The organism is Bacillus sp. FSL W7-1085 (assembly GCF_038595035.1).
GTDB lineage: Bacteria > Bacillota > Bacilli > Bacillales > Bacillaceae > Bacillus > Bacillus altitudinis.
This window is the reverse complement of record NZ_CP152000.1, coordinates 3258197-3281762: the sequence shown is the minus strand read 5'-3', so window position 1 is coordinate 3281762 and position 23566 is coordinate 3258197. Positions and strand designations below refer to the sequence as shown.

At 40.3% G+C, this 23566-nt stretch carries 26 protein-coding genes and 1 pseudogene; 25 read left to right on the top strand and 2 right to left on the bottom strand.

The features are described 5' to 3' along the window. The first annotated feature begins 6 nt into the window (after window positions 1-6). From MKY11_RS17105 to MKY11_RS17065, 9 genes are all read left to right on the top strand, one after another. Window positions 7-1458: an MOP flippase family protein gene (locus MKY11_RS17105; protein WP_274660529.1), complete on the top strand. Its 1452-nt coding sequence runs from the start codon at window positions 7-9 to the stop codon at window positions 1456-1458. Continuing rightward, window positions 1455-2639, top strand: a complete 1185-nt coding sequence (locus tag MKY11_RS17100; protein WP_274660530.1) for a glycosyltransferase — start codon at window positions 1455-1457, stop codon at window positions 2637-2639. Before MKY11_RS17105 ends, MKY11_RS17100 begins: the two co-directional genes overlap by 4 nt. A gap of 75 nt (window positions 2640-2714) precedes the next feature. Further along, window positions 2715-4052 carry a UDP-glucose/GDP-mannose dehydrogenase family protein gene (locus tag MKY11_RS17095; protein ID WP_144666236.1) on the top strand — a complete coding sequence of 446 codons (1338 nt, stop codon included), beginning with the start codon at window positions 2715-2717 and terminating at the stop codon, window positions 4050-4052. A 14-nt stretch (window positions 4053-4066) separates the two neighbouring features. Further along, window positions 4067-4996, top strand: coding sequence for an NAD-dependent epimerase/dehydratase family protein (locus MKY11_RS17090; protein ID WP_024719250.1), 930 nt, complete (start codon window positions 4067-4069; stop codon window positions 4994-4996). Between the two features lie 39 nt (window positions 4997-5035). After that, a complete protein-coding gene (locus MKY11_RS17085) occupies window positions 5036-6502 on the top strand; it encodes an O-antigen ligase family protein (RefSeq protein ID WP_274660531.1) in 1467 nt (488 codons plus the stop codon). A 61-nt stretch (window positions 6503-6563) separates the two neighbouring features. Continuing rightward, window positions 6564-7241, top strand: coding sequence for a hypothetical protein (locus tag MKY11_RS17080; protein ID WP_039169802.1), 678 nt, complete (start codon window positions 6564-6566; stop codon window positions 7239-7241). Window positions 7242-7265: 24 nt separating this feature from the next. After that, on the top strand, window positions 7266-8021 hold the full coding sequence (locus MKY11_RS17075) for a glycosyltransferase family 2 protein (protein WP_024719247.1): 756 nt from the start codon (window positions 7266-7268) through the stop codon (window positions 8019-8021). After that, on the top strand, window positions 7990-9237 hold the full coding sequence (locus MKY11_RS17070) for a glycosyltransferase (protein WP_342501629.1): 1248 nt from the start codon (window positions 7990-7992) through the stop codon (window positions 9235-9237). Before MKY11_RS17075 ends, MKY11_RS17070 begins: the two co-directional genes overlap by 32 nt. A 134-nt stretch (window positions 9238-9371) precedes the next feature. After that, a complete protein-coding gene (locus MKY11_RS17065) occupies window positions 9372-10439 on the top strand; it encodes an MraY family glycosyltransferase (RefSeq protein WP_024719245.1) in 1068 nt (355 codons plus the stop codon). A gap of 38 nt (window positions 10440-10477) precedes the next feature. On the opposite strand, the gene MKY11_RS17060 is transcribed toward MKY11_RS17065, so the two are convergent. Together MKY11_RS17060 and MKY11_RS17055 are read right to left on the bottom strand one after the other, a co-directional pair. Beyond that, on the bottom strand, window positions 10478-11575 hold the full coding sequence (locus tag MKY11_RS17060; protein WP_024719244.1) for an LCP family protein: 1098 nt from the start codon (window positions 11573-11575) through the stop codon (window positions 10478-10480). Beyond that, complete coding sequence (locus tag MKY11_RS17055) at window positions 11560-12228, bottom strand: YigZ family protein (RefSeq protein ID WP_017357860.1); 669 nt, start codon at window positions 12226-12228, stop codon at window positions 11560-11562. The genes MKY11_RS17060 and MKY11_RS17055 overlap by 16 nt, the downstream gene beginning before the upstream one ends. A 221-nt stretch (window positions 12229-12449) precedes the next feature. Here MKY11_RS17055 and MKY11_RS17050 point away from each other — a divergent pair, with 221 nt between their 5' ends. The 16 genes and pseudogenes from MKY11_RS17050 (at window position 12450) to flaG (ending at window position 23550) form a co-directional block, all read left to right on the top strand. After that, on the top strand, window positions 12450-13625 hold the full coding sequence (locus MKY11_RS17050) for a sensor histidine kinase (protein ID WP_024719243.1): 1176 nt from the start codon (window positions 12450-12452) through the stop codon (window positions 13623-13625). A 64-nt stretch (window positions 13626-13689) separates the two neighbouring features. Further along, window positions 13690-14379 carry a two-component system response regulator DegU gene (degU, locus tag MKY11_RS17045; protein WP_008348273.1) on the top strand — a complete coding sequence of 230 codons (690 nt, stop codon included), beginning with the start codon at window positions 13690-13692 and terminating at the stop codon, window positions 14377-14379. A 211-nt stretch (window positions 14380-14590) separates the two neighbouring features. Beyond that, the gene (locus MKY11_RS17040; protein WP_024719242.1) at window positions 14591-15433 is read left to right on the top strand and encodes a DegV family protein; all 843 of its coding nucleotides are present in this window, start codon (window positions 14591-14593) and stop codon (window positions 15431-15433) included. Window positions 15434-15804: 371 nt separating this feature from the next. Continuing rightward, window positions 15805-16932: a DEAD/DEAH box helicase gene (locus MKY11_RS17035; protein ID WP_274660532.1), complete on the top strand. Its 1128-nt coding sequence runs from the start codon at window positions 15805-15807 to the stop codon at window positions 16930-16932. Between the two features lie 64 nt (window positions 16933-16996). Further along, entirely contained in the window at window positions 16997-17290 is a 294-nt protein-coding gene (locus tag MKY11_RS17030) for a competence protein ComFB (protein WP_008348267.1), read from the top strand. Beyond that, window positions 17251-17454, top strand: a pseudogene (locus tag MKY11_RS17025) (hypothetical protein); the annotation flags it as partial. The gene MKY11_RS17030 and the pseudogene MKY11_RS17025, both read left to right, overlap by 40 nt. Before the next feature lie 51 nt (window positions 17455-17505). Continuing rightward, window positions 17506-17973, top strand: a complete 468-nt coding sequence (locus MKY11_RS17020; RefSeq protein WP_034647592.1) for a ComF family protein — start codon at window positions 17506-17508, stop codon at window positions 17971-17973. 56 nt (window positions 17974-18029) lie between these two features. After that, window positions 18030-18449: a TIGR03826 family flagellar region protein gene (locus MKY11_RS17015; RefSeq protein WP_017357864.1), complete on the top strand. Its 420-nt coding sequence runs from the start codon at window positions 18030-18032 to the stop codon at window positions 18447-18449. A gap of 79 nt (window positions 18450-18528) precedes the next feature. Beyond that, on the top strand, window positions 18529-18792 hold the full coding sequence (flgM, locus tag MKY11_RS17010; RefSeq protein ID WP_274660533.1) for a flagellar biosynthesis anti-sigma factor FlgM: 264 nt from the start codon (window positions 18529-18531) through the stop codon (window positions 18790-18792). An 18-nt stretch (window positions 18793-18810) separates the two neighbouring features. Then, window positions 18811-19293: a flagellar protein FlgN gene (locus MKY11_RS17005; protein WP_007499977.1), complete on the top strand. Its 483-nt coding sequence runs from the start codon at window positions 18811-18813 to the stop codon at window positions 19291-19293. Between the two features lie 15 nt (window positions 19294-19308). Then, window positions 19309-20829, top strand: coding sequence for a flagellar hook-associated protein FlgK (flgK, locus tag MKY11_RS17000; protein ID WP_058336981.1), 1521 nt, complete (start codon window positions 19309-19311; stop codon window positions 20827-20829). An 8-nt stretch (window positions 20830-20837) separates the two neighbouring features. Beyond that, the gene (gene flgL / locus MKY11_RS16995; RefSeq protein ID WP_008348257.1) at window positions 20838-21749 is read left to right on the top strand and encodes a flagellar hook-associated protein FlgL; all 912 of its coding nucleotides are present in this window, start codon (window positions 20838-20840) and stop codon (window positions 21747-21749) included. A gap of 46 nt (window positions 21750-21795) precedes the next feature. Then, on the top strand, window positions 21796-22374 hold the full coding sequence (locus MKY11_RS16990) for a DUF6470 family protein (RefSeq protein WP_024719238.1): 579 nt from the start codon (window positions 21796-21798) through the stop codon (window positions 22372-22374). 28 nt (window positions 22375-22402) lie between these two features. After that, window positions 22403-22837, top strand: a complete 435-nt coding sequence (gene fliW / locus MKY11_RS16985; protein WP_041091474.1) for a flagellar assembly protein FliW — start codon at window positions 22403-22405, stop codon at window positions 22835-22837. Then, entirely contained in the window at window positions 22831-23055 is a 225-nt protein-coding gene (gene csrA, locus MKY11_RS16980; protein WP_008348252.1) for a carbon storage regulator CsrA, read from the top strand. The genes fliW and csrA overlap by 7 nt, the downstream gene beginning before the upstream one ends. A 153-nt stretch (window positions 23056-23208) precedes the next feature. Further along, window positions 23209-23550: a flagellar protein FlaG gene (gene flaG / locus MKY11_RS16975; protein WP_007499987.1), complete on the top strand. Its 342-nt coding sequence runs from the start codon at window positions 23209-23211 to the stop codon at window positions 23548-23550. Window positions 23551-23566: the final 16 nt, after the last annotated feature.

Sequence of the window (23566 nt, the reverse complement as noted above, 5' to 3'; positions counted from 1 at the left end):
AGAGAAATGGCAAGTATGAAAAATCGCCTGCTGGGCGGAGCAAAATGGACAAGCTTGTCCGCATTGATCATTACCATCATCCAAATTGCACAGTTCGCCTTTTTAGGAAACGTAATGTCACTGAAAGAATTTGGACTCGTTGGCATGATCACAACGGTCACAATATTTACACAGATTTTACTTGATCTAGGCATCGGTGCTGCGATCATTCAAAAGGAACAAACGACGGAACGTCAATTATCCACATTATATTGGATCAACTTGCTGACGGGAATTCTCTTGTTTTGTGTATTGATCCTCGCAAGTCCCTTGATTGCCGCCTTTTATGCCAGACCTGAGCTGGAAGGCTTGCTCAAGTTATTATCAATCATGTTTCTCATTGCACCAATTGGTCAGCAATATCAATATATGATGCAGAAAGATTTAGCCTTTAAAACCTTAAGTACGATTGAAACGATAGCGACGATCATTTCGCTGATTGTTCTACTTATTCTAGCCTTTTTTATCAATCCAATTGTGGCCTATGTGATCTCTCAAGTGCTGCTTCAATCAGGAAAAGGTCTCATGTATGCAGCGGCTTATTGGAAGAAGTGGCGCCCAGCACCCGTTTTCGCATTAGGGGAAGTGAAAGAGTTTTTCTCCTTCGGGGCTTTCCAGCTTGCGTCAAGACTCGTCAATCGGGCAGGCTCAAACATCGACATGATTTTAATAGGACGGTTTCTTGGAGCAGAGGCATTAGGGATTTACAGCCTGGCTTATCAAATCGTCACAATCCCGGTGCTGAAAATTAACCCGATTGTGACGAGAGTGGCTTTCCCAGTTTTCGCAAAAAGTCAGCGTGATCACTCTAGGCTGCGTGAGGGCTTCCTCAGCATGACGAATATGCTTGCACTCATTAGTTTTCCACTACTCATTGGTCTTGCTGCCGTATCAGATAGCTTTATAGAAGTGGTGTTTGGAGAGAAATGGCTAGTGGCGGTCCCGGTTTTGAATATTTTGTGCATTGTCGGTCTACTCCGTGTGCTGATGAATCCAAATGGTTCCATCCTTCTTGCAAAAGGGAGAGCTGACTTAGCATTTTATTGGGATACAGGCATGCTCATCGTATATGGATGCGCCTTATATGCAGGAGTCCATACTGGCAGTCTATTGACTGTAGCTTGGGTCTACTCAGGGGTCAGTCTGCTGAATTTCATTGTCGGCAGGTGGCTGATGGCTTATGTCATTCAGCTAGATATGAAGGTATATGTAAAATCTCTCGTAAAGCCTGCTGTCATGACGTTGTTAATGGCCGGCTGCGCAGTGACTATTCATCAAGGGATGAAGCTGACATCAGCGGATATACTGCTTCAATTACTACTGACGATTGGTTTAAGTGCGGCTTTATATAGCTTGCTACTTGTCAAAATGTATCCGCAGATGGCAGGGAAATTATGGAGAAGAGGTCGTTCGTCATGAAGGTGCTATGGCTGACAAGTGTATATCCTAGTGAAAAACATCCAAGTGAAGGCGTCTTCCATGAAACGCAAGTGCAGGAGCTGGTCAAACAGGGCGTAGAAGTGAGCGTGATTTGTCCTACTCCTGTCAATCCGCCCATCTTACGGATGCTTAAAGCTTCCTATCGTCAGAGAAAAGATCTTCCCCAGCAGGAAGTGAGGCGCGGCGTGCCGGTTTACAGACCGCCCTATACAGCGCTGCCTGGACAGCTAAAATGGGCTCAGCCGAGTAAACGAATCGCAGCTTCTGTCCTGCGCACAATGGAGCGTTATGAACTGTCACCGGATTTCATCCATGCGCACTTTGCCATGCCGTCTGGCGGCGCAGCAGCTGTGATCAAAAAGGAAGCAAACATCCCTTATCTTCTGACCTTACACGGCAGTGATGTGAACGTCTATCCAACCTATAGTCAAGGGGCGCTTGCAGCCTTTAAAGCAGCAGTAAAACAGGCGTCTGCTGTTCTCACAGTGAGTGAAGAGCTGGCAAAGAAAACACATGACATGACAGAGGTGGATGCACAATGCCTCCCGCTTGGAATTCCGCTCAAGTCATTTGCTAGAACACTGGGGGATCAAACAGCCATCAGAAAGCAGATTGGTTTACCGCTTCACGACAAGCTCGTCGTTTATGTCGGCCGTTTAGTCAAAGAGAAAGGTTTGCTTGAATTAGCGGAAGCTGTCAGCGGGATGGAGGGTGTAAAAGTCGTCTTTGTCGGAAAAGGCCCCCTCGCAAAGGAGCTGACCGAACGGGCGGGAGAATCCATTATACTCCCGGGGCAGGTGCCGAATGAACAAGTCAAACATTATTTAATGGCAGCTGACCTGTTTGCCCTTCCTTCCTACAGTGAAGGAATGCCGACTGTCGTTCTTGAGGCGCTCGCTTTAAAAATGCCTGTCATCGCAACACGGGTTGGTGGTCTCCCATCACTATTTTCTACCTATCAACATCTGCTCATTGAACCGCGTTCAACGAGTCAGTTAAAAGAAGCGATTCACGCTTATCTTTATGAAAACAGATGGAACGAGCAAGTGAAGAACGATCTTCACCACATCGTCCATACAGATTATTCATCATCACATAATGCTAAGCTCCTGATGCAGCAATATGAAAAGGTGCTGAATCAATCAACATCCACCGTTTAAACAGGATGAAATGTGCAAAGACTGATAGATAAACAGTTTGGAACGACCAATATGCTTTTACTGAGAGGATGAAACATGTTGAAGAAAATTGCTGTGATTGGAACAGGATATGTCGGGTTAGTATCGGGTACTTGTTTTGCTGATATCGGAAATCGCGTCATTTGTTGTGACATCGACGAATCAAAAATCAACAGCTTAAAAAGCGGTCTCGTTCCAATTTATGAACCGGGCTTAAAGGAATTGATTGAGAAGAATACAGAAGAAGGAAGATTGTGTTTTACAACCAATATTCCCGCTGCAATTCGAGAATCAGAGATTATTTATATTGCGGTAGGAACACCAATGACACCTCAGGGGGAAGCAGATTTAACATTCGTGAAAGCTGTGGCTCAAACGGTTGGGGAACACCTGAATGGATACAAAATCATCGTGAATAAGAGCACAGTGCCAGTTGGAACAGGACGTCTTGTTCAAGCCATTGTTCAAAAGGCTTCACGCAGTAAATATCCATTTGACGTCGTCTCCAATCCAGAGTTTCTGCGGGAAGGTTCAGCTATTCAAGATACGATGAATATGGAGAGAGCGGTCATTGGCTCTACAAGCGCACATGCATCCACGATCATTAAAAAATTGCATGATCCGTTTCAAACAGAAGTAGTTGAGACCAATCTAGAAAGTGCAGAAATGATTAAGTATGCGGCAAATGCCATGCTCGCCACAAAAATCTCATTCATCAATGACATTGCGAACATTTGCGAGAGAGTTGGTGCTGATGTGGAAAAAGTCAGCGAAGGCGTTGGGTTAGACAGCCGGATCGGGCATAAATTTCTAAAAGCAGGCATTGGATTTGGTGGTTCTTGTTTCCCAAAAGATACGATGGCTCTTCTCAAAATTGCCGAAACAGCTGGCTACCGGTTCAAGTTGATCGAATCTGTCATTGAAACTAACAACCACCAAAGAGCCCATCTTGTCAGCAAACTGATGAGTGTGTTCGGTGATATTAAAGGAAAATCGATTTCCGTTTTAGGGCTCGCATTTAAACCAAATACAAATGATATGCGTTCAGCGCCAGCACTAGATATTATCCCAATGCTGAGAGAGCTCGGAGCTTTTGTCAAAGCCTATGATCCAATTGCTTATGTAGAAGCAGAAAGAGAGCTTGGCCCGCAGGCGGTCTTCAGCAATGATCTCTATGAAACAGTGAAAGATACAGATGCTTGTCTCATCTTAACGGAATGGGATGACGTACAGAAGATGGATAAGGATCAGATCAAGCAGCTGCTTCGTTCTCCCATTTTAATTGATGGAAGGAATTTGTTTGATCCAGCAGAAATGAAAGAGAGAGGATTTATTTACCAGTCCATCGGCCGCCCAGGCGTATGGGAAACAGAATTGGTATCGAAGGCACAATAATAGGGGGAACTTGGATGAAGAAAGTATTGGTAACTGGGGGAAGTGGATTTATAGGATCTCATACGGTAGAGGCTTTATTAGAGAAAGGTTATGAGCCCATCGTTCTTGATAACTTTTCAACTGGATCGAAGGAAAATATCGCTCATCTTTCCGTACAATGCATTGAAGCAGATGTCACAAAATCAGAAACGGTCGATTTGATCAAACACATTGCACCAGATTATATCATTCATCTTGCAGCGCAAGTGAGTGTAGCCGTTTCGGTTCAACATTTCGTCTACGACGAAGAGGTCAATATTAAAGGTTCGCTGCATGTGATCAAAGCAGCGGCTGAAGCCGGGGTGGAGAAAGTGGTGTTTGCCTCATCGGCAGCAGTCTATGGAGACCCAGTCTATCTGCCGGTCGACACAGCTCATCCACTGCAGCCTGGTTCACCTTATGGCTTGTCGAAACTGACAGTTGAACGATACTTACAGATGGCAAAATCACTCTATGATGTGGACTATTGTATTATGCGGTACAGCAATGTATATGGTCCGCGCCAAGACGCACTTGGTGAAGGCGGTGTTGTCTCAATTTTTTCTGATAAGTTTGCGAAAAATGAGGCACCTTTCATCTTTGGAAACGGGGAACAAACAAGAGATTTCATCTATGTAGGTGATCTAGCCGCAGCGAATGTTGCAGCTTTAACAGCTCAATCAAACGTTTGTTTAAATATCTCAAGTGGTCATTCCATCACGGTGAATGAGTTGTTTCAAACGATGAAGCGAGTCACGAGATCAGATCTTGAACCGATTTATAAGCCTCAGCGTGCAGGAGATATTGTGCATAGTACATTGGAAAATGAGGAAACGAAACAAGTCTTAACATGGGAGCCTGTTGTGAGTTTACAAGAAGGTTTGGCTCGTACCATTTCCTACTATGAACAGGAAGTAAAGGCTTAATCCCTCAAATCGGATGGGTTGCTTAGGAGGAACAAGGGTATGAGTGTGAAACAAACAGCATGGCAAATCATAATCGGATGTATTTTATTAGCAGCAGGTATCGGGCTTGTACAAATGGCATCCACGCAGCCTATCGGGTTAAAGAAGATGGTGGTCATTCCGGTTTTGATTGTGGTGCTCATAGCGGCTGCTATATGTATGAAGCTCTACATGAATGGTGAGCACATATTCATGTCAGCCATTTACCTTTTGATTGCATTAACATTTCTCAATAACGCTTTTTTCTCTATCAGTGCCGGATTCTTTAGTCTCTTTCTCTACCGCATCATGCTCTTGGCTGTCTTTGCTTTATTCATATGGCGGATGAGGGACAAAGAAACGTACATATCCCAGTGGCAGCAAATTCGCGTTAAAGGCATTCTTGGCTTTTTCGCTGCATGGTTTCTTTACGGACTCATCTCACTGCTTTGGGCTCATTCGGTCACAGACGGCCTGAAATATATGTCTCTTCTTGCGATGGGAATGGGTTTTGTCTTTCTTGTGGTCATGTACATTCAGCGAATGGATCAGATCGTAACTTTTTATAGTATTTGGCTAGTCATGACCTTATTTGTGATGGGAATCGGGTTCTATAATCACTTGACCTTGAATCATTTACCGAATACCTCATTGTATCTTGGACCAGCGTACAAACAGCACTATCCTACAGCTGTCTTCTTTAATCAAAATGACTTTGCGACGTTTTTATCTATTAGCTTTTTCTTATATGTGGCGTGCATGCGCCAAATGAAAAATGGTTATATCAAAGCGTTCGGATTACTAGGAGCCATCTTAGCGCTGTATCTCATTTTGTTAACAGAATCGCGCGCCAGCTTGCTTGGCATATTAGCCGGAGTGGCAATCTATGTATGGCTGTTGATGCCTCGCTTTTTAAAAAAGTGGTCCATCATGGCAGCAGGCGGGCTTGTTATCATCTGTATCGCCATTTTTTCAGCCAAAATCTATTCTGTCTTTTATGACTTGTTTCTCGCTTCTCAGGTCGCTCATTCTTTTAGCGAACCACTTCCGTCCAACATTGCCCGGGCGAATTTAATCAAAAACGCTTGGTATTTCTTTACGAATTCATACGGTTTCGGAGTCGGAGCGGGCAATGTGTCTTATTACTTAGCTCACTTTTCTATCTTTGATACAGATCAGGTCGTGGAAGTTCACAATTGGCTGCTAGAGGTGATGACGAATTTTGGGTTTGCCGTCATGCTAGGTTATATCTCAGTGTATGCCTATCTCATGTTCTCACTGTACAAACAATACCAATTGGCTGACACGAGATTAGCCAAGATGATCATTGAAGGTCTATTTGCTGCCATGCTGAGCTTTCTCGTCTCAAGTATCAGTCCGAGTTCGGTCTCGAATTTATATTTCCACTGGGTGTTTCTAGGTCTAGTGATCGCAGCGGTCAATATCATGAAAAATAAACAGCGCTTCAAGCCGTGGGCAAACGTGTGATGCTGAGTTTGTATGGCTACACTAGTGAAAAAGCAAATACGTCAATGTTGGGAGAATGAGCATGTCTGGTTTTATGTTAAGAATAGGGAAGCGAATGAAAAAATATATCGTATGGCTTGTGCTGCTGCCCGTTGTATTGGCTGCTTTTGGTTTCTTTTTTGCCAAGGGGACAGTAGAACAGTCTAGTTACACAGCTGCTGTGACCTTGACGCTTGGGAAATATGACGACGGTGTGTATAACAATATGGCAGAAGTGACATCTCTATTAAAAAGTGATGCATTTCTGAATCAAGCACTCCGTGATGTAAAGGAAGAAGAAAGGCAGGATGTGAAAAATCGTTTGATTCTCACTAACCAGTCCGATACACAATTGCAGTTGTCGTTTACAGATGCTGATCAAGCTCGAGCTTTGGCGGTAGTGAAACAAGTGTCAGATACATTTTTAAAGCAGGACAAAGCCTTATTTACGAAAAGACAGCAAGTCATTGAAAGGAGACTATCCGCTCTTGAAGATGAATCTGTCAGCAATGACTCCAAGGTCGATAAAGAACGATTTTTATATGAATTAGAATCGACAAAGCTCGGGATGAAGCAGGCAAAGATTGTCGATCCTGCCCAAGTGCTTGATGAAGCAGGCAAAGGCATGTCAGCGAAAAAACGAGCACTGCTTGGACTTGTCATTGGCCTTAGCATCTCGCTTATGTTTGTGGTGTTACCTGAAGTGTTCAAAGAATCTTAATGATGAACTGGAGATGAGTCTTAGGTGAACAATCAACCGTTAGTATCAATTATTACACCGGCGTATAATGCGGAACGTTATTTAACGGATACAGTTCATTCCGTCCTTGCCCAAACCTATTCCAACTGGGAGCTGATCATTGCAGATGATTGCTCAACAGATGGCACAAGGAAGTTGTTAGGGGAATTAAGTCAGACGGACGACAGAATCAACGTCATTTATTTAGAGGAAAACGGGGGAGCCGCTATTGCTAGAAACACCGCCATCAAACAGGCGAAAGGCCGCTTTATCGCTTTTTTAGATAGCGATGATATGTGGAAACAGACAAAGCTCGAAAAGCAGGTCAAGTTTATGTTAGATAATGATCATGCCTTTACTTTCACGGCATATGACATCATTTCAGAAAATGGAGAGCCGTTACAAAAAACCGTCACAGCGCCGGCTCAGTTGAACTACAATGAAGCTTTAAAAAATACGATTATCGGCTGTTTGACGGTGATGCTCGATCTTCAACAAGTAGGACACGTGGAAATGCCAAACATTCGAACAAGGCAGGACTTAGCCACATGGCTCTCTATTTTAAAAAAAGGCTTTACTGCCTATGGAATGAGTGAGCCGCTCAGTGAATATCGCATCGTGGGAAACTCGATTTCTAGTAACAAGTGGAAAGCAGCGAAAAAAACATGGTTTGTCTATAGAGAAATTGAGCAGCTTCATTTTGTGAAAGCATCTTGGTGTTTTATGCACTATGCCACAAATGCTGTCAAAAAGCGCTTATAAACAGAAGGGAAAAAAGGTGATAAAGGTGAAAGCAGAGTCGATCATACATGTGATTGTCGCAACGGGAGAATGGGGACACGATGGCCTAAGGTACAGACGGCATCGACTGGCGGAATTTCTTGCATCTGATCCAGAAACGAAAGAGGTCATCTGGGTATGCCCATCTGCCACTCGTCATTCAACTCCCTTTCAGCCTATAACGGATCGAATGAAGCAAATGACCATTCCTGATGTGCTCAAGAGCAAGTTTTTTCGCTTTGGCCGTTATCAAGATATGTTTTATTTTCATAAATTATCTCCTCTTCTTGAGCATTTGCGTCAAGAAGAAAAGCAGGGCATAGCCGTCTGTTTATGGTATACGTTTCCGGGATTTCCGCTCTTATCTTCTTTATTTGAATGGAAACATATTGTGTATGATTGCAGTGACCTGTGGGGAGAGCCCATCAGCGGAAAAAACAACATTCTCTCTTATATGAGACAGCGAGTCATTGTAAAAGCTGAAAACCGCATTATTAAATATGCACACAGCATTACATGCTCTTCACAATACTTACATGATCAAATCAAAAAAAGGCTCATGGGTGAACCGAAAGATGTCTTTACAGTGGAAAATGGCGTCGAGTATGATGTGTTTGCAAAAAGCAACCTCCCTAGCAGGGAAGACGTGCTAGAGGGAAGAGAGGGAACGGTTCTTGGCTTTATAGGTGGGATCAAGCCGAAGCTCGATTTTGACATGATCGCTCAAGCTGCTCGCATGCAGCCAGATTGGACATTTTTATTTGTCGGTCCGGATGGAACGAATGGAGATCCATCTTTTCAGCATGCACTCAAACTGCCCAATGTCCTATGGACTGGAGCAGTCGCACCAGAAGAAGTGCCTGCTTATATGAAATTAATTGATGTAGGGATGATGCCATACAAACATTCTCCTTACAATCAAGCGGTTTTTCCGCTCAAGCTGTATGAATTTTTAGCAGCCGGAATCCCTGTTGTTGGTTTAAATCTTCCATCAACGGAAAGGCTAAAAGAGAATGATGTGTATGAATATGTAGAGGGCGAAGATCCAGCTCTCTTCGTAGAAGCCTGCCAGAAAGTGATCAGTAAAAAAGATGACATGAAATGCAGACATCTAAGACAAAGCCGGGCAAAGAAAAAAGATTGGCACGCACTGTTCACAAACATGGTGGAATTAACGAATATTAAAGAAAACGCATAATTCATTCAGGATTGTGCGTTTTTATTTGTTTCTTCTTCTTAGGGGGAGCTTGTGATCATCCTATATTCAATTGTATAATGGAAAGAGCGGCCAATATACAAAATACAGATTTCAATTTAGAAGGAGACTGACCTATGGATTACGAACGCGCCTTATTAGCGTTTTTTGTCTCTCTGGCTACAGTTTTAATTGTGACACCAATCGTCAAAAAGTTTGCAATTAAGATTGGTGCAGTGGACCAGCCGAATAAACGAAAAGTTCATGATAGAGTAATGCCTCGAATGGGCGGTTTGGCGATTTTTATTGGGGTAGCGGCTGGAGCACTAGCAGGCGGGCTGTTTCTACATAATAAAATTACAGCTATATCAGTTGGCGCTGTACTCATCGTCATTTTAGGTATATTTGATGATAAATATAATTTAAGTGCAAAATTCAAATTTCTTGTGCAAGTTCTCGTTGCTTGCTTAATCGTGAGCACGGGCTTAAAAATGGACTTTTTCTCTGTTCCTTTCTTAACAGATCGACTGGAGTTAGGATGGATGGCGTATCCCCTGACTGTACTATGGATTGTTGGGATTACAAATGCGATCAATTTAATTGATGGATTAGATGGACTGGCTGCCGGAATTTCGGTTATCGGTTTAACCACGATTGCCGTCATGGCATTTTCTGCGGACAAGATCCTGATTCTTTCGTTATCTCTTGTCGTCATTGGCAGTACCATCGGTTTTCTTTTTTATAACTTCCATCCAGCAAAAATATTTATGGGTGATACAGGTTCGTTATTTTTAGGCTATATGATCTCGGTCCTGTCACTTTTAGGATTGTACAAAAGTGTTACTTTGTTTAGTGTTGTTGTCCCTGTGATTATTTTAGGTGTGCCTATTTTTGATACGACCTTTGCGATCATAAGACGAATATTGAATAAACAGCCTATCTCATCACCTGACAAATCACACATCCATCATCGACTGATGGCCTTTGGCTTATCACATCGAATGGCAGTGATTGTGATTTACATGATTGGCTTAGTCTTCAGCTTAAGCGCGATTTTGCTGACAAGTGCCACCATTTGGCTGTCATTGATCATCATCTTTTTACTGGTCATGTTTATGCAAGTTATCGCTGAAGTCACTGGTTTGGTGAACGAAGAGTTTAAACCATTTACGAAATTCTACAAACGTATGGTCAAAAGACAATAAAAAAACAGCCCGCTTCCAAGGAACGGGCTGTTTTCCTATTATTGTCCTGATGTGCTGGTCGAAGGGGCCTGTGTATCGGCTGACCCTGTTGTACCAGAAGATGAATCGGTTTGTGTATTTGTTTCAGTTGAGGACGATGACTCAGCAGGAAGCTTTAAATGTGTCCTTAACTCATTTTGCACCTCAGCCAAGTTGGTTTGATCTGGCTCAAAGAAGTATGTTCGATTTGGTCCTAAATAAAGGTCTGATCCTTTAATAGATAGTGTTTCAGTATCGTCTCCTTTAAAACCACTGTAAATTTGCTGTAGAGCAAGTCCTTCTGTGATGCGGAAGTTGGTTGTTATATGATCACTTACTTCTTTTGCGATATTATCCACGTTTGCAATGTTATGAGGTTTCGCCATTTGATCAATCATGGCACGTAAGATTTGTTTCTGACGATCGTTACGCCCGAAATCACCACGTGGATCTTGTTTTCTCATTCGCGCATAAGCAAGTGCCTCTTCCCCGTTTAAATGCATATTTCCTTTTTTAAAGTAAATCTTTTTCGATTTTTTGACGTCACTTTTTTCATTGAAGTCAAATGGAACGTCAATATCGATTCCTCCAACTTCATCAATGACATCCTTAAAACCGTCAAAGTCTACTGTTGCATATTTGTCAATTGGGATATGCAAGAATTGTTCGACAGTTTCAATCGTTTCGTCTTTACCGCCTTTAGCAAATGCCGCATTGATCTTTACTTTATTTCCCGTTGTGTCACTAGCAAGCTGTACTCGTGTGTCACGGGGGATACTGACCATTTTCATTGTTTTATCCTGAGGATTAATCGTTGCGACGATGAGTGAATCTGAACGGCCGTGATCACCATTTGTGGCGTAATCCTCTATACCAACAAATAGGACAGAGAAAGGTTTTTTCTTTATATCAATGACAGCATCACGGAGTTTCGATTTCTCCCCGCGCTCTAATTCATCATAAGTTTTGTCAGCAGCCTGGAGTGTATTCACAATCTTATAAACTGCAAATCCGCCCATGCAGATGAAGAGAAGCAAAAATAAGACCAGAATCCGTTTGAAAATCTTTTTCTTCTTACTCTTTTTCTTTCGTACACGCACTTTTACTCGTTGTGCCATTCATCTGTCTCCTTTATCGGACCAACGTCCTTTTCTAAATAAATCAATTCGCCTTCTTTAGTAACACTCTTTCCATTAGTTAACTCAGTCATCCATTCAATGAACTGCTCTGTTTGTGTTTCTTCTACATACGTTTCAAAAATCACATCTTCTGCATAATGGATGTCTTTTAGCTGAAAAGATGAGGCTCTAAGCTCATTCTCTACCTTTCCAAGCCATGTATAATCTATTGTTGTGTGCATCGTACGCATTAAACAGCGTTCTACCATACCAACATGATTGATTGCTTCAGACACAGATTTTCCGTACGCACGAATTAATCCACCGGCACCTAGCTTAATACCGCCGAAATAACGAGTGACGACAACTACTGTATCTTTCAGCTTGCGTTTTTTTAGCACTTCAAGCATGGGTACACCTGCCGTACCGCTTGGTTCACCATCATCATTTGCTTTTTGAATCAGATCATGTTCACCGATCAAATAGGCGGAACAATTATGAGTGGCGTTCCAATGTTGTTTTTTTATGGATTGTATAAAGGCTTGTGCTTCTTCTTCTGAGACAGCACGTTGTATATGACAAATAAAACGTGATTTTTCAATGACGATCTCATGCTCGCCACGGCTTTTTACTGTGAGATAGCGGTTCAGCAAAAGACATACCCTCCTGACAAGCAAATTGTAAGGCTAGAGAAAATTTGCATTGGTTTTAGAATTTTACAGCGTATTTTGTTATGATGATAGGAGCGGAAAAAGGGTCGTCATAAAAATTTCATGATTTATACGCATTCTTTCATTATAATTCGACATAAAATGCAGATCAATGACATTTATAATAAAAAAAGATGACATCACTGTTACGGGAGGGAAAAGCCATGACAACACCTAAAATGGATCCGAAGTTATTGGATTCAATCATCATGAAAATGCTAAGTACAGTTGATGGCAGTAAGGACGAAGTATTTAGAATCGGCGAACAGTCCCGTCAACAATATGAAAGCCTAGTAGAAGAGCTCAAGCAAATTAAACAGCAAGTCAACGAAGTAATTGATTTTGGGGATAAACTAGAAGTACATACGAGACATGCTAGAAATCGATTATCTGAGGTCAGCAGAAACTTCAACAAATTCAGCGAAGAAGAAATACGAGAAGCCTATGAAAAAGCACATAACCTGCAAGTAGAATTGACCATGATCCAGCAGCGCGAAAAACAGCTGAGGGAAAGAAGAGATGATCTCGAAAGACGATTGTTAAGCTTACAAGATGTCATTGAACGTTCAGAAACGCTTGTGAGCCAGATCACGGTCGTTCTCAACTACTTGAACCAAGATTTACGTCAGGTCGGTGTTTTACTTGAAGATGCTCAGGCAAAACAAGATTTTGGACTAAGAATTATTGAAGCCCAGGAAGAAGAGCGCAAAAGGGTATCACGAGAAATCCATGATGGACCTGCTCAGATGCTGGCAAACGTGATGATGCGTTCAGAACTAATTGAACGAATTTTTAGAGACCGTGGAACAGAAGAAGGCTTTAAAGAAATTAGAAGTCTAAGACAGAATGTGCGAAATGCACTGTACGAAGTGAGAAGAATCATTTATGATTTAAGACCGATGGCTTTAGATGATTTGGGTCTCATTCCGACACTGCGAAAATACTTAAACACAATTGAAGAATATGATGGAAAAACCAAAATTACGTTCCAATGCCTAGGGGATACAGAAAATGAAAGAATTGCTTCTCAGTTCGAAGTGGCACTGTTTAGACTAGCCCAAGAAGCTGTCACAAATTCATTGAAGCATTCCGAAGCTGAAGAAATCTCTGTAAAAGTAGAAGTGACAAAAGACTTTGTCACGTTAATTATCAAAGACGATGGAAAAGGCTTTGATATGAAAGATGTGAAAACAAACAAAAACAAATCCTTCGGTTTACTTGGCATGAAAGAACGCGTAGACTTACTGGAAGGTAAAATGACCATAGACTCAAAAATAGGTCTAGGGACATTCATCATGATTAGAGTACCGTTAACATTACAAAATAAAATTGTAAAATAGAGACAAAAGACATATTGACCATAAAGTTCAGGTGTAGAACAATAAACATGGGGAGGCGTAGCTTGTGACTAAAGTAAATATTGTAATTATCGATGACCACCAATTATTCCGTGAAGGTGTCAAACGGATTTTAGATTTTGAACCTACTTTTGAAGTAGTTGCAGAAGGAGACGACGGTGACGAAGCTGCACGTATCGTAGAACACTATCATCCGGATGTTGTCATTATGGACATTAATATGCCGAATGTAAATGGTGTGGAGGCTACAAAACAGCTAGTAGAGCTTTATCCCGAATCAAAAGTCATTATCCTATCTATTCATGACGATGAAAACTATGTGACACATGCATTAAAAACAGGAGCAAGAGGCTACTTGTTAAAAGAAATGGATGCAGATACCCTCATTGAAGCAGTAAAAGTAGTAGCTGACGGAGGCTCTTATTTACATCCGAAAGTCACTCATAACTTAGTAAATGAATTCCGACGCTTAGCAACAAGCGGCGTTTCAGCACATCCACAGCACGAGGTATATCCTGAAATTCGCAGACCACTTCATATCTTAACAAGACGTGAATGTGAAGTTCTTCAAATGTTAGCTGACGGAAAGAGCAACAGAGGTATTGGTGAGTCGCTCTTTATTAGTGAGAAAACAGTCAAAAACCACGTGAGTAACATCTTGCAAAAAATGAATGTAAACGACCGTACTCAAGCTGTTGTTGTAGCAATTAAAAACGGCTGGGTAGAAATGAGATAATGTTCCGGACAAGTACTCCTTTTTCGCCTGTTTTTAGTTCTCTCACATTCAAGTTAGAGAGCAATGATAGGCAGGTAAGGAGTCTTTTTCGGATATAGCGGGCTTGCCTATTGATTAGGCAAGCTTTTTTGATTAGTATTATAAATCTAGTGAAAAACAATGATCATTCTTTTTTAAAAAGCAACTTAACGGATAAGGAAGGTATTTAAGAATGAAAATAGCCGTTGTAACAGACAGTACTGCTTATATACCACAAGAACTACGTGATAAACATCATATTCATATGATCCCTCTGAATGTCATCTTTGGTACTGAATCATACCGTGAAGAAGTAGAAATGGATTGGAAGACATATTATGAAGAAGTCAAGAAACATAAAGATCTTCCAACCACCTCTCAGCCTGCTTTCGGTGAACTTATAGAATTATATGAAAAACTTAGTGAAACATATGATGCTGTGATTAGTATACATCTGTCAAGCGGAATTAGTGGAACATACAATAGTGCGGCCTCAGCGAATGAACTAGTTGACGGAATCGACATTTATCCGTTTGATACAGAGACTAGCTGTATGGCGCAAGGTTTTTATGTGTTAGAAGCTGCTGAAAAAATCCAAGGTGGTGCTTCTCCAGAAGAAGTAATTTCCCATCTCAATTATCTGAAAGAAAATCAAAGAGCTTATTTTATGGTAGACGATTTAACTCATTTACAACGAGGCGGCAGATTAAACGGTGCACAGGCTTTTATTGGAAGCCTCTTAAAGGTAAAGCCTATCTTGCATTTTGACAACAAGCTAATTGTCCCTTTTGAGAAGATTCGTACACGCAAAAAAGCCATTTCACGTATTTTTGAATTATTTGATGAAGATGCATCACGTGGTGTTCCAATGAGAGCAACTCTGATACATGGTAATAGAGAAGAAGAAGCAGATGAATTAATTGCGCACTTATTAGAAAAGTATCCTCATGTTGAATTTTATAAAAGCTACTTTGGTGCCGTGATTGGCACTCATCTAGGCGAAGGCTCTTTAGCACTTGGCTGGATCATCAGGTAGATATCAAAATCCCCTTTTCTCATGGAAAAGGGGATTTGTTTTTCTATTTTTACAATTAGACGAAAGGCCTTCTCTTTGTACATAATGGGTCAACATGAATGGAAAGGTAGTGCGTGAAATTGAATCTGGAAAAAGCAATGGAACTCAGTCACAAGCTACAATCAAGGCACCTTCTTCCTGTTGAATGTCAATGTACACAGTCCGAATTGGAGTGGCTGGAGAATCAAGGGTTTATCCATAGAACACCTGCAGTCGATAGGGGGGCGAGTGGTTTGATCTGCTGCCGGTGCGGTGTATCAAACAAGCGCTACTTTGCCCTCTCTCCGTGTGAAACATGTAAAAAAGACTGTGTATACTGTAGATCCTGCATCATGCTGGGAAAAGTAAGCGAATGTGGCTTTCTCTACGAATGGACGGGTCCACAAAAGAAAGAAACAAGACAAATTGAATTAACATGGCAGGGAGAGCTTTCTAAAGGGCAAAAGAGAGCGTCCGATAGGCTAGTAGAAGCAATTCAAAACAAATTTGATCTGCTCGTTTGGGCTGTTTGTGGTGCGGGGAAAACGGAGGTGCTTTTTCATGGTATAAAATATGCGCTAAATAACGGAATGAGTGTTTGTATTGCGACGCCTAGAACCGATGTTGTACTTGAGCTCGAACCTCGAATGAGAAAGGCATTTCAAGGACTGAATATAGCTGCACTTTATGGCGGGAGTTCTCAAAGATTTCAAATGGCACCGCTTATGATCGCTACAACCCATCAGCTAATGAGATATAAAAACGCCTTTGATGTCCTCATTGTAGACGAAGTCGATGCATTTCCTTATTCAATGGATGAACGGCTTCAGTTTGCTGTTTTAAAATCAATGAAAAAAACAGGAGTTAGAATTTACTTAAGTGCCACACCATCTAAAAAAATGCAAAAGGATGTTGCTCGTAGACAATTAGAAGCGATCAAAATTCCTCTGCGCTTCCACCAAAAACCGTTGCCTGTCCCAACTTTTCAATGGGTTGGAGATTGGAAAAAGAAATTAAAAAGAAATCGGCTTCCAGCATCTACAATGAACTGGCTGCATGAACATATCACAAAGAAAAAAAGAGTGTTACTCTTTGTTCCTTCTATTTCTACTATGAAGAAGGTAACTCATATTCTTCAAGTTCAAGATGTAAATGTACAGTGTGTTTCTGCGGATGATCAAGGAAGGAAACAAAAAGTCCAGCATTTCAGAGATCATAGATACGATGTATTGGTTACAACAACTATTCTAGAAAGAGGCGTTACTATTCAAGATGTTCAAGTGGGCGTATTAGGTGCGGAATCTCCTATTTTTACAGAAAGTGCACTTGTCCAAATTTCTGGTAGAGCAGGGAGACATCCAGATTTTTTTAACGGAGACGTGTACTTTTTTCATTTTGGTTTAACGAGAAGTATGAAACAAGCAAAGAAACATATCGTAAAAATGAATAATACAGCTGAAGAAGAGTTTTCTGAAAAATAGTGTGAGTTCAACTAAATCATGGTACATTATATTCACAAAACACAAATGGCAGGAGAGACAAAATATGCTACTCAACGCAAAAGAAATACTACTTAAAGAAATTCTCTATCAATATCTCAACCAATTAAACATGATTTGTCATTGTGAAAAATGTATAGAAGATGTATTAGCCATTTCTCTAAATCAAGTGAAACCGCAATATATAACAGATATCGATAAAATATCCTACAGTAAATCCGAGATGGTGGATAAACAGAAAAATACGGCGATGCTCGTTATTCTGACAGAAGCTGCTTCAACGGTCACTACATATCCAAGGTGCGAAAATCATTTGCCGTTGAACAAAGAAAAGCGTTGATTTGTCCAATTTGTGAGAGCCATTTTGTGGCTGCTTTTACATGGAAATCATTCCTACTATTAAATGAAGATCGTTTATGTGTAGCATGTAAGAACCACCTGATGAAGATTCAAGGTCCTACTTGTCCCAAATGCGGAAGAGCGCAATCAAATGATCAATTGTGTCAGGATTGTTCAAGGTGGGATAAACGACGGGATTTTGCTGAGATTCTTGTAATGAATCGGTCTGTTTATGCTTACAACGACTTTATGAAAGATATTCTAGCTCGATTTAAATTTCGAGGTGATACGGCTTTAGCTGATCTATTTAAAAAAGATGTACAGTCAGCGTTTAAACGTTCTTTTTCAATCAAAGAACCGGTCCTTGTCCCAATTCCTTTGAGTAAAGAGAGATTAAAGGAAAGAGGATTCAATCAGTCAATGATGCTTGCTTCCATGATTGGCGGACCTATATTTGAGCCACTTATAAAAGTACATCAAAGTAAGCAGTCTAAGAAAAGAAAAAATGAACGTTTACATCAACAGAATTTGTTCCAATTAAGGCAGTCAAACCCGATCGTTCTAAAGGATATCATATTAATCGATGATATTTATACAACTGGGGCGACAGTCTATCATGCAGCAAAAATTTTAAAAGACGCAGGCGCCAAAAGTGTTTCCTCTTTTACGTTGATTCGTAGTTAAAAATCATGACAATCAACCGATATTAAGAAAAGAAAATAACGTAAGGGGTTTTGGTTATGAATCAATTGGCAAACTGTCCACAATGTAATCAGTTATTTTTAAAAACCACCATCCAAACGGTTTGTAACAAATGCTTTGAAGAAGAAGAACGTTCTTTTGATATCGTTTATAAATTCTTGCGTAAGCAAAGTAATAGACAATCAACCATTGCTGAAATAGTAGACGCAACAGAAGTTGATGAAGAATTAATCCTGAAATTTATCCGTTTAAAAAGACTTCAAATTAGTCAATTTCCGAATATCAATTATCCTTGTGAAAGATGCGGCCAACCGATCAGAAAAAACAAGCTGTGTAGCCATTGTGAAAAGGATATAAAGACGCAAATCAGCCAAATGGACCAAGAAGAAGAGCGTAAAAGGGAGATTGAATCTAGGAAAAAAGACACCTATTATGCCATTAATCCTAAAAACGACTGATTCCCTAAACTAAGTTGCAGTTTGGTCGATAAAATGGATAGAATCAAGACAGACTGTAACGGAAAGCGAGAGGAATCCCGTGAAAATTAATCGATATGGAACACAACCAGTAAATCCTTACAAGAAAACATATGAGAAACAAACGTTGCAATCGAATCAAGCAAAATCAACTGACAAAGTCGAAATTTCTAAAAAGGCAATCGAAATGCAAAAGGTGCCGAATATCATGAAAGAACGTCAAGATAAAATAGACCAAATTAAAAAAAGCATTGAAGCCGGAACATATCAAGTAGATCCAAAAGGCATTGCAGATAAAATGTTGAATTTTTATAAACAACAATAACAAAAGGGAGTAGCGTGAATGTCAGTAAAAATAATGATTGAAGAACTGCACCGTCTCTACGGATTACATGAACAGCTTCTAAAGCTGTCTAAGAATAAAACAGAAATGCTGAAAAATAATGAGATCGATGCTCTTTCAGAGGTTCTGAACCTTGAGCAAAAATATATTCAGGCCATTTCACAATTAGAAGAAAAGCGGATTGAAGCAGCAGTTCAATTTTTACAAAGTGATCAATCGCCGACAATCACCGCATGCATCGAAAAAGCTACAGGAACGGATCAAGAAGAGCTTATTTCGTTATATGAGAAGCTGAATGACATCATGGTGGAACTGAAAGATGTAAACGAACTGAACAAACAGCTTATTCAGCAGTCACTTCAATTTATTTCACTGACATTCGATCTTGTGAATCCTAACAAAGAAAATATGAATTACGGACAAAATGGTCTTGAGAGTTCAAAGCCTAAACAGCATAGGGCTTTGTTTGATTCAAAGGCGTAAACAAGGAGGATATCTATGGGTTCTACATTCATGGGACTAGAAACGGCAAAAAGAGGAATCACAGCCCAGCGTGCAGGGCTTTATGTCACATCAAACAACGTATCCAATGCAAATACTGATGGCTACTCAAGACAGAGAGTTACCTTTAAAGCAGAGAATCCTTACCCAGTGATTTCTGTTTATGATGGCAAGACATACGGCCAAATGGGGACAGGTGTCCAAGTTGGAACTGTTGAAAGAATTCGAGACAGCTTTTTAGATCTTCAGTATAGAGATCATAACAATAACTTGTCTTATTATGCGACGAAGTCTGATGCTCTTTCACAAATGGAAGGAGTGATGAATGATTTGACAGATGAAGGCTTGAATAGAGCCTTTGATAATCTCTGGAAATCATTACAAGTCTTATCGGAATCGAAAAATGCTGATACTGCTTCAGCCCGTACAGTTGTTAAGACAAGTGCTCAAGCTTTAGTAGATCAATTCCGCCTGCTAAATTCTTCTTTAACAACGATACAAAAGAATTTAAAAACTGAACTCGATTCAACGGCAAAAAATGTGAACACCCTATTAACTCAAATTGATGAAGTGAATAAACAGATTGCAACAGTTGAGCCAAATGGTTATCTTCCCAATGATCTTTATGATACGCGAGACGCTCTTATAGATCAGCTTTCCTCACTTGTTGATATTAAAGTGAGCTACAACCCTTCTGGAGGAAATGCTCTGGAAATTGCTGAAGGAACCGTTAACATCGACATTATCGGTGCTAATGGACAATCTGCTGGAACAATTTTAAATGGCATTACCAATGAAAAATCTGAATTGCAACTTTCCTATGATAATACGACGGGACTTGTTAACTCACTCCAATTTGGAACGACAACCATCGCAGCTGATCAATTACAAGTGAATGGTAAAGTAAAAGCACTTGTTGAGGCGTATGGCTACATGTCTAATGGAGATGAAAAAGGCATGTACCCGGATATGCTTGCTGAGCTGGATGAAGTAGCAAAAGTATTTATGGATGCTTTTAACGACGTCCATAAGCAAGGATACACGTTAAATGGCACAAGTGGACAAGACTTTTTCGATATTGAGAATAACAATGATTTGAATAAAGGCTTGGCAGCCCGTATCAAAGTGAGTGACGTGATTTTAGCATCGACAGATAACATTGCTGCATCTCTTAATCAAACGCAAGGTGATGGTTCGAATGCTACGAAATTAGCTAATATTCAAAACTTAAAGCTACCAATCGGCGGAAATACCACAACAATTCAGGATTACTATCAGAATGTCATTGCCGAAATGGGGATACAAGCTAAAAAGAACATGACCCTTGAAAGCAGTTCAGCAGCTCTTGTGAATTCAGCCAATGAACGCAGGATGTCAACTAGTGCTGTATCTATAGATGAAGAAATGACGAACATGATTCAATTTCAGCATGCGTATAATGCAGCAGCAAGAATTATGACGATGCAAGACGAAGTATTAGATAAAATAATAAACGGCATGGGAGTCGTAGGAAGGTAGGGTAACTGATGCGAGTCACGCAAAGTATGATTTCTCAAAATTCACTTCGAAATATTAGTAAAAGTTATGAAAAACTCTCTAAAATTAATGAGCAGGCACAGTCTGGAAAACGTTTCACAAAAACGTCTGATGATCCTGTTGCAGCAGTGAAAAGTCTTCAGTATAGTACAGCCATGTTTCGAAATGAGCAATACCAAACTAATTTAAATGAGGCACGAAACTGGATTGATACATCTGAAACAAGTGTCACTGAAATAATTGATATCATGTCAAATATACGAGATAAAGTACTCGATGCGGCCAATGGAACAAAACAGCCAGAAGATTTAGCTGCTATCGGGGTAGAAATTGGTCAGATGAAGAATCAAATCATTGATGCAATGAACACGCAGATGTTAGGTAAGTTTGTTTTTAATGGGACGAATACAAATGTTAAACCAGTTGTAGAGAATGCAGATGGTACGTTTACATTTAACTTTGAAAACTATACAGATGCAAACGTGGTTCAGTCGAACATTTCTGATGGAATCACATTAAATGTGAATTCAAATCCTCTTTCAGCTTTTGGTGGACAATCTGCCAGTGGTCAAAATGTCATTGAAATGCTGACTGATTTAGAAAACTCATTAAAAAATGGAACGTTTACAAATTCAGATGATGCATTAGGAAATATCGATCAGTTTAAAGAAGTGATGAGTGCTGAGCGTTCAGATCTTGGGGCTAGATCCAATCGTATCGACTTAGTCGGGAGCCGTTTGACTTCGCAATTTGAAGTGCTGAAAAAGGCTAAATCAGATGCCGAAGATGTAGAAAGTGAAAAAGCCATTCTTGATCTTCTTCAACAAGAGACTGTGAATAGAGCTGCTTTAGCGACGACAGCTAAAGTGATTCAGCCATCCCTTGTCGATTTCTTAAGATAAGAAAAAGCATCCGTTGGGTGCTTTTTTGCATCATGGAGGTGAACCTATGCAAATCCCTAGATTGTTAATGGAGCAAACTTATGCAAAGCTGCAAATGTCGACAACCCCTTCCAAGCAAGAAGTAGAGCAGCCAAGAGCTGAGCTTGAGATTCAGCAGCCAAGAGCTGTCATGAATATCACAAGGACACCGTCGAAATTAACAATAGATCAAACCGAGGCATTTGCCGATATGGATATTAAGTCGATTTTTAGGCGTTCAGAGGAATGGGCTGCTGAGGGGAAACGTGCGATTGGAGAAGGAATGGGGCGTAGAGCGGAAGAAGGAAGTGAACTCATCAAGATCGAGAATGGTGGGAATGCGATTGCTGAGTTTGCGAAAATCAATGGCAGTCCTCCAGCAAAACAATTCAACATCGGTGTGATTCCTTCATTTTTTAGTGTGAAAATTCACTATCAGCCATCTGAACTTAAAATTGATGTGGAGCCGCAAAAAGCTATTATAGAGGCAACACCTCATAAACCAATTGTTAACTACCAGCCAGGTAAAGTTCATATTGATATGTTACAATACCCAGAATTAAAAATAGAAGTTGACGAAACAGGTCAAAATGGTGATAAGGTATAGTTAAGAAAAATGAAAAAGGTCGTGAATTATGATCATTCAAACAAAATACCATGGCGAAGTGACGATTAAAGAGGAGCAAATCATTCACTTCTCTAATGGGATACCAGGATTTCTGGATCAAAAACAATTTGTCATTTTACCTTTATCAGAAGAATCCCCATTTTTAGTTCTTCAATCTTTGAAAAATGCAGAACTAGGCTTTATTGTCAGCAGCCCATTTTTGTTCTTCAATCAATATGAATTTGACTTAGAAGAATCGGTTGTAGACATTCTTGGGGTAGAAGATGCCAATGATGCGGAAGTCATGGTTATTTTAACAATGGGATCTTCTATTGAAAAAACGACAGCCAATTTAAGAGCGCCTATTATTGTGAATCGGAAAAACATGAAAGCCAAGCAGGTCATTTTGCATGATTCAGCTTATCATACAAAACATTTGCTAGAGGTGGCTTCCTCATGTTAGTTCTATCTCGTAAATTAAATCAATCGATTCAAATAGGCGACGATATTGAAGTTAAAATTATTGCGATTGAAGGCGACCAAGTAAAAGTCGGAATTGAGGCTCCTAAGCATATTGATATTCACAGGAAGGAAGTATACCTGTCTATTCAAGAAGAAAACAGCCGTGCTGCTAGCTTGTCCTTTGATCTACTTTCTCAATTATCCTCACAAAAAAAGTGAGGATTTTTTTATCCTATTTGTCTATCCTCCTCCGGGTGAAACCGTAGAAGTACACCATCTATATGAAACTTTAACAAATCGGTCCATCTATATTTAATTTAATAATTCAAAGCCGATATAAAAGATAGATTAAAGCACAGGAGCTGAATAACTATGTCTGTTGGTAAGTTGACTTCGCTAGAGCCACTGATTGATGCATTTCAAACCCGTGTTACGAATCATCAAAATGACAATGCAAACACTGATTTACAAGCAAATGGAAAAGTCGTTTCAAAAGAAGAAATTGAGAAAACGCTTCAAGGAGCAAATAAGCTGATTGAACCTACTCAATTTCATCTTCAATTTGAATTGCATGAAAAACTCAATGAATATTATGTCAAAGTCGTAGATAACCAAACCGAAGAAGTCATTAGAGAGATTCCTTCCAAAGAATGGCTTGATTTCTATGCGGCAATGACAGAGATTGTCGGTTTATTTGTCGATAAAAGAATGTAATTGAAGGGAGAACATA

Coding starts and splice junctions, on each gene's coding strand:
- MKY11_RS17015 (WP_017357864.1), top strand. CDS start 18,030: ATGAATCAATTGGCAAACTGTCCACAATGTAATCAGTTATTTTTAAAA.
- MKY11_RS17070 (WP_342501629.1), top strand. CDS start 7,990: ATGCCACAAATGCTGTCAAAAAGCGCTTATAAACAGAAGGGAAAAAAG.
- flaG (WP_007499987.1), top strand. CDS start 23,209: ATGTCTGTTGGTAAGTTGACTTCGCTAGAGCCACTGATTGATGCATTT.
- MKY11_RS17030 (WP_008348267.1), top strand. CDS start 16,997: ATGCTACTCAACGCAAAAGAAATACTACTTAAAGAAATTCTCTATCAA.
- MKY11_RS17005 (WP_007499977.1), top strand. CDS start 18,811: ATGTCAGTAAAAATAATGATTGAAGAACTGCACCGTCTCTACGGATTA.
- MKY11_RS17040 (WP_024719242.1), top strand. CDS start 14,591: ATGAAAATAGCCGTTGTAACAGACAGTACTGCTTATATACCACAAGAA.
- csrA (WP_008348252.1), top strand. CDS start 22,831: ATGTTAGTTCTATCTCGTAAATTAAATCAATCGATTCAAATAGGCGAC.
- MKY11_RS16990 (WP_024719238.1), top strand. CDS start 21,796: ATGCAAATCCCTAGATTGTTAATGGAGCAAACTTATGCAAAGCTGCAA.
- fliW (WP_041091474.1), top strand. CDS start 22,403: ATGATCATTCAAACAAAATACCATGGCGAAGTGACGATTAAAGAGGAG.
- MKY11_RS17050 (WP_024719243.1), top strand. CDS start 12,450: ATGACAACACCTAAAATGGATCCGAAGTTATTGGATTCAATCATCATG.
- MKY11_RS17020 (WP_034647592.1), top strand. CDS start 17,506: ATGAATCGGTCTGTTTATGCTTACAACGACTTTATGAAAGATATTCTA.
- flgL (WP_008348257.1), top strand. CDS start 20,838: ATGCGAGTCACGCAAAGTATGATTTCTCAAAATTCACTTCGAAATATT.
- MKY11_RS17105 (WP_274660529.1), top strand. CDS start 7: ATGGCAAGTATGAAAAATCGCCTGCTGGGCGGAGCAAAATGGACAAGC.
- MKY11_RS17065 (WP_024719245.1), top strand. CDS start 9,372: ATGGATTACGAACGCGCCTTATTAGCGTTTTTTGTCTCTCTGGCTACA.
- MKY11_RS17060 (WP_024719244.1), bottom strand. CDS start 11,575: ATGGCACAACGAGTAAAAGTGCGTGTACGAAAGAAAAAGAGTAAGAAG.
- MKY11_RS17090 (WP_024719250.1), top strand. CDS start 4,067: ATGAAGAAAGTATTGGTAACTGGGGGAAGTGGATTTATAGGATCTCAT.
- flgK (WP_058336981.1), top strand. CDS start 19,309: ATGGGTTCTACATTCATGGGACTAGAAACGGCAAAAAGAGGAATCACA.
- MKY11_RS17095 (WP_144666236.1), top strand. CDS start 2,715: ATGTTGAAGAAAATTGCTGTGATTGGAACAGGATATGTCGGGTTAGTA.
- MKY11_RS17100 (WP_274660530.1), top strand. CDS start 1,455: ATGAAGGTGCTATGGCTGACAAGTGTATATCCTAGTGAAAAACATCCA.
- MKY11_RS17080 (WP_039169802.1), top strand. CDS start 6,564: ATGTCTGGTTTTATGTTAAGAATAGGGAAGCGAATGAAAAAATATATC.
- MKY11_RS17085 (WP_274660531.1), top strand. CDS start 5,036: ATGAGTGTGAAACAAACAGCATGGCAAATCATAATCGGATGTATTTTA.
- MKY11_RS17035 (WP_274660532.1), top strand. CDS start 15,805: ATGCTGGGAAAAGTAAGCGAATGTGGCTTTCTCTACGAATGGACGGGT.